The sequence below is a fragment of the Kitasatospora sp. NPDC036934 genome, from assembly GCF_055608425.1.
Genome location: NZ_JBVJQR010000007.1, coordinates 1 through 5,057 on the forward strand (window position 1 = coordinate 1; position 5,057 = coordinate 5,057).

5 protein-coding genes and 3 pseudogenes are annotated in these 5,057 nt (G+C 67.4%); 2 read left to right on the top strand and 6 right to left on the bottom strand.

From position 1 onward, the window contains the following. A pseudogene (locus ACZ7BZ_RS12065) lies at positions 1–119 on the bottom strand (acyl-CoA dehydrogenase); the annotation flags it as partial. 252 nt (positions 120–371) lie between these two features. Between ACZ7BZ_RS12065 and ACZ7BZ_RS12070 the strand changes: the two are divergent. Beyond that, entirely contained in the window at positions 372–1,709 is a 1,338-nt protein-coding gene (locus tag ACZ7BZ_RS12070) for a UDP-glucose dehydrogenase family protein (RefSeq protein WP_380461350.1), read from the top strand. A 174-nt stretch (positions 1,710–1,883) separates the two neighbouring features. Here the strand turns inward: ACZ7BZ_RS12070 and ACZ7BZ_RS12075 are convergent, their stop codons facing one another. The 4 genes and pseudogenes from ACZ7BZ_RS12075 to ACZ7BZ_RS12090 all read right to left on the bottom strand — a co-directional run bounded on the left by ACZ7BZ_RS12075 (position 1,884) and on the right by ACZ7BZ_RS12090 (position 4,316). Next, positions 1,884–2,264 (bottom strand): DUF6188 family protein, encoded by a 381-nt coding sequence (locus ACZ7BZ_RS12075; protein ID WP_470358280.1) that lies wholly within the window; start codon positions 2,262–2,264, stop codon positions 1,884–1,886. Positions 2,265–2,272: 8 nt separating this feature from the next. Further along, positions 2,273–3,346 (bottom strand): annotated as a pseudogene (locus ACZ7BZ_RS12080) (putative T7SS-secreted protein); the annotation flags it as partial. A gap of 26 nt (positions 3,347–3,372) precedes the next feature. Then, entirely contained in the window at positions 3,373–3,669 is a 297-nt protein-coding gene (locus ACZ7BZ_RS12085) for a hypothetical protein (RefSeq protein WP_470358281.1), read from the bottom strand. 221 nt (positions 3,670–3,890) lie between these two features. Continuing rightward, entirely contained in the window at positions 3,891–4,316 is a 426-nt protein-coding gene (locus tag ACZ7BZ_RS12090) for a CoA-binding protein (RefSeq protein ID WP_470358282.1), read from the bottom strand. Between the two features lie 137 nt (positions 4,317–4,453). Here ACZ7BZ_RS12090 and ACZ7BZ_RS12095 point away from each other — a divergent pair. Next, positions 4,454–4,651, top strand: a pseudogene (locus ACZ7BZ_RS12095) (CoA-binding protein); the annotation flags it as partial. Positions 4,652–4,661: 10 nt separating this feature from the next. Here ACZ7BZ_RS12095 and ACZ7BZ_RS12100 read toward each other — a convergent pair. Beyond that, a partial coding sequence (locus ACZ7BZ_RS12100) for a membrane dipeptidase (RefSeq protein WP_470358283.1) occupies positions 4,662–5,057 on the bottom strand: 396 nt, incomplete at its 5' end.

Here is a 5,057-nt window from a genome sequence, read left to right on the forward strand (position 1 = left end):
TCCGCCGCGAACGGAGCGATCTTCGCCTCGGCCAGCGAACGCACCGCCTCACGGAGCATCTCGTGCTCCTCGGAGATACGGAAGAGATCGAAGTCAGCCGCCCCTGCGCTGCCCGCCATGATGCCTGCCTCGTCGTCCAGTGACCGACGTCCGATCGACGCCTGGTCCGAGTCGAATCGCGGTTAACTACCGTTCAGTAGAGATCCTAGGGCTCCGACCTGCGGCTGCCTAGCGTCCTCGGGGCCGTCCGCGGCGCGCCCCGGGAGCCCGGGCGAAATCCCTCCGAGTACGGGCGATCCCGGACGACCCGACCGGGACGGATAGCATCAGGGGCACTTCTACTGGTCGAACCCGCGACTCAAGGGGAACCCGTGACCCTCCGCATCTCCGTGATCGGCACCGGCTACCTCGGCGCCACGCATGCCGCCGCGATGGCCGAGTTCGGCTTCGAGGTGCTGGGTCTGGACATCGATCCCGAGAAGATCGCCACCCTCACCGCCGGCCGCGTCCCGATGTACGAGCCGGGCCTGTCCGAGCTGTTGCTCAAGCACGTGGCAGGGCACGAGGGCTCGACCGGGCGGCTGCGCTTCACCACCTCCGCCAAGGAGGCCGCCGAGTTCGGCGACGTCCACTTCGTGTGCGTCAACACCCCGCAGCGCAAGGGCGAGTTCGCCGCCGACATGTCGTACGTGGACACCGCGATCGACGAACTCGCGCCGCACCTGACCCGACCGGCCCTGGTGGTCGGCAAGTCCACCGTGCCGGTCGGTTCGGCGGCCCGGCTGGCCGAGCGGCTGGCCGCGCTGGCGCCGGTCGGCGCGGAGGCCGAACTCGCCTGGAACCCGGAGTTCCTGCGCGAGGGCTTCGCCGTCCAGGACACCCTGCGGCCGGACCGGATCGTGGTCGGCACCCAGAGCGAGCGGGCCGAGCGGCTGCTGCGCGAGGTGTACGCGGAGCCGATCGCGGCCGGGGTGCCGTTCCTGGTCACCGACTACGCGACCGCCGAGCTGGTGAAGGCCGCCGCCAACTCCTTCCTGGCCACCAAGATCTCCTTCATCAACGCGATGGCCGAGGTCTGCGAGGCGGCCGGGGCGGACGTCACGCTGCTCTCCACCGCGCTCGGCCACGACGAGCGGATCGGCCGCAAGTTCCTCAACTCGGGCCTCGGCTTCGGCGGTGGCTGCCTGCCCAAGGACATCCGCGCGTTCATGGCCCGGGCCGGCGAGCTCGGTGCCGACCAGGCGCTGACCTTCCTGCGCGAGGTCGACTCGATCAACATGCGGCGCCGCTCCCGGATGGTCGAGCTGGCCCGCGAGCAGTGCGGCGGCGGCTTCCTGGGCCGCCGGGTCGCCGTCCTCGGCGCCGCCTTCAAGCCCGACTCGGACGACATCCGGGACTCCCCCGCCCTCAACGTGGCCGCCCAGATCCAGCTCCAGGGCGCCCAGGTCACCGTCTACGACCCGAAGGCCGTGGACAACGCCCGCCGGATGTTCCCCTCGCTGGCGTACGCCGACTCGGCCCTGGAGGCCGCCGAGGGCGCCCACGTCGTGCTCCACCTCACCGAGTGGGCGGAGTTCCGCAAGCTCGACCCGGCCGAGCTGGGCGCCGTGGTGGCCGAGCGCCGCCTCCTCGACGGCCGCAACGTCCTCGACGCCGACGCCTGGCGCGCGGCCGGCTGGACGTACCGCGCCCTGGGCCGCCCGAGCTGACCCGGCCGCCCCGAGGGCTTCGAACACGTTCAACGGCCCGGGGCCCAGCCCCGGGCCTTCCATGCCTGAGCCGCCCCGGAATCCCCGCCCCCCCGGCGACGCCTGGGCGGTGGTCAGGCTGTCCGACAACAACGCCCGGACCGCCCACGGCGTGGCCCGGGTCCTCCAGCCGCCTCAGGAATTCGGGCGCTCCCAGATGACAGCGCCCCCTGACCTCACCGAAGCGGGGACGAACGGCCCGTCGGACTTCACGTTCAGATGCCATCCGTTACTGAAGACCACACGCAGTGCACCACTCTTAAAGCCAACGGCCGACAGGACGCTTGCACCCACGACCTGCTCGATCTGCCTCTTGTCGCACTGGTCGAGCATGGCGGGACGAGCACCCGGAGCCGTCACCGGGCCCTCTGTCCACAGAGCGTGGGAGCCAACGATGACCTCACCAGAGGGCTCAAGCGCGAAACATAGCTCATCACCCCAGGCGATATCCACCACACGATGGCCCCGCAATGGGAGGATCGACCGATCCACAGGATTACTCATTTCATTCGACATGTGCACCGCTATTCCTCGGGCAAGTGGTCAAATACGTTCCCGATGCTATCGTCCGCCGGACTGCCGTCGGGAAGTTTCGGATACACCTCTCCGGTGCTCGCATCCACGACAACGTCAGGATTCTTATTGCCACCTACACCGCGCCATTTCGAACCATTTTTTACCGCATGAATTGCGAGTTTGATGCCTTTCCGAGAATACCCCAGCTCCTCGCCGATGGCACCCTCGTTTGACTTGTAGGATCGCGGAACCCCACCACCGCCGGCACTGCCGCCATTGTCGGAGTTCATGTTGACGCGATCCGGACCAGCCGCATCCTCGGCGATGTTCGACGCGCCCATGCCCATCAAGCCGACACCCGTCGCGATGGCCCCTCCCGAAACCACGTTCGCGGGCACACCAATGACGGCACCGACCCCGGTGGCATCCAGCGCGATGCCGAGCACCTCGCCGCCGGCGCCGAGGGCAGCCAGTCCAAGACCACCGGCCATCTCTGCAACCGACCCCGGGTGGTGCACCATGGCATTGCCGACTGAGGCCAGGTCGCTCATCGCCGTCTCGCCGAAATCTTTGGCGAGATCCCCGGCATCGGAGAAGAAATTACCGATGCCGTCACCCAGCTGCGACCAGAACCCCGGCTTCGGAGGAGCCAGGTCACGTGCCTTACCTATGATGGCAGCTGCGGTACTGGCAGCCCCGGCAAGTTGACTTCGGGCGTTCGCCAGCTTGTCGCGAGCGTCCTGCTGGTTCGCCTCGCCGGCGCTCCACAACCTGATGGCGTCAGTCGCCTCATTCTGCGCCCAATCCAGAGTGGACGCATAGTTGCCCAGAGCCTGAGCCGCATCATGAAAGGCGTCACCGGCCTGCAGCCATTTCCCGGGTTGGCCATGGAATGCTTTATGGAAGGCATCAGCAGCCTCGCCACTCCACCCATCACTGGTGTTGATGCGACTGAGGCCCTCACCAGCGATATGAAGAAAGTCACCATACTCTCGGAGTGTCGACTCGGTGCGACCGATGGTCTCACTGTTCCCGGGTATCAGCGCCTTCGGGTCGGAGGTTTTCCCGAGATCTGCCACGGCTACTTGGCCCCCGGATCAGTCCCGTTTTACTGCAGGATACCGTTGAGACTGCCGTGCGCCGCCTGTTCCGCATCGTGATAGGCTTTCACGCTGGCCGATAATCTAGTCGCGATCTCCCGGCCATCTTTCGCAAGATTGTCGACACCACGCTGCCATCGGCCGAGAAAATCTCCCAACGTACCGGCCAGTTCGTGATTGCCGATCGCCGACTCATCATGCGGGATATCACTGACACGCTGCTTGGCGGCCTTGCCGATCGTGCCGTTGACACCTGCGGCTGCCTCTCGTAACGCATGGAGGTCAACCCGATACCCTTCAGCCATCCCGCCCCCGTGTTCGGCCGATCGAATCGTCGCACTTATCAAATCATCGACTCATCCACACCACAAGCACTCTGCGTACTGGAGTGGTAACAGGCTTTCCGTCGCTCGAACTACGAACACGGTCAGATCAGGGCCAAGTCGGGCGGTGCCTTGAGCGCTCGAGCGCACTCCAAGGCGTGTCAGCTGGAGCGCAACTGACCTGCCCTCCAAGGTCGCAAGATCTAACCGAACCGGTCCGCCAGGCCGAAACGGGGGATCTCGATCGCGGGGCACTTGTCCATCACCATGGCGAGCCCGGCCGCCCGCGTCCGCTCGTACGCGGCTTCGTCGATCACACCGAGCTGGAACCAGATGGCCTTGGCGCCGATGGTGGCCGCCTCGTCCGCAACCTCACCGGCGAGGTCCGACCGGACGAAGACGTCCACGACGTCGACCTCGAAGGGGATGTCAGCGAGGGACGCGTATCCCTTCTCACCGTGCACGGTCTCCGCCTTCGGGTGCACCGGCACTATGCGCTTGCCGAAGCGCTGTAGGACCTCGGCGACGCCGTAGGCCGCCCGCCGCTGGTTGGACGAGAGGCCCACCACGGCCCAGGTGTCGCCCAGTTCGGTGAGGATCTTCCGGACCGTCTCCGGGTCGCCGTACATGACCTGCCTCCTCGCAGCCGAGTACCGAGAACTCACCAGGCCCAGCACTACCGCTCCCCCGGCCATTCCCTGCCGAGGTCCGCGCTGGTCAGCGCGCCAGGTCGATATGAAATCGGATGGCACCTGGCCTCACCGTCCCGGTCGATGTGGTGGACGTGTTCGTGAACAGCGCGCTGGCCGGGGAGGTGGCCGACCAGGCGGTGGCCGTCGGGGCGAAGGCGGTGCGGTTCCAGCTCGGGGTCGTCGACGAGGCCGCGTACGGGCGGACCCGGGCAGCCGGGGTCTCGATGGTGATGGACAAGTGCCCGGCCATCGAGATCCCCTTGCTGGGCTGAGACGCCGGGATCAGCCGTCGAGCTGGGCGATGGTCGCGATGGACGGCCGGCGGCTGGTGCGCAGCGTGGCGGCGACCGACTCGGCGTCGCGCAGGACGCGGACGGCGTTGTGCCAGGTGAGCTTGGCCAGGTCGGCCTCCGACCAGTGGCGGCCGAGGAGTTCGGCGACCAGGTTGGGGTAGCCGGCCACCGAGTCCAGGCCGTCCGGCAGGAAGGCGGTGCCGTCGAAGTCGCCGCCGATGCCGATGTGGTCGATGCCGGCGACCTCGCGCATGTGGTCGAGGTGGTCGGCGACGGTGGCCGGGGTGGCGATCGGGCGCGGATTGGCGGCCTCGTAGGCGTGCTGGCGCTCCATGGCCGGCGGGGTGGTGTCCAGCGGGTGGAAACCGTGGGCGCGCATGTTCTC

Coding starts and splice junctions, on each gene's coding strand:
- ACZ7BZ_RS12075 (WP_470358280.1), bottom strand. CDS start 2,264: ATGTCGAATGAAATGAGTAATCCTGTGGATCGGTCGATCCTCCCATTG.
- ACZ7BZ_RS12085 (WP_470358281.1), bottom strand. CDS start 3,669: ATGGCTGAAGGGTATCGGGTTGACCTCCATGCGTTACGAGAGGCAGCC.
- ACZ7BZ_RS12090 (WP_470358282.1), bottom strand. CDS start 4,316: ATGTACGGCGACCCGGAGACGGTCCGGAAGATCCTCACCGAACTGGGC.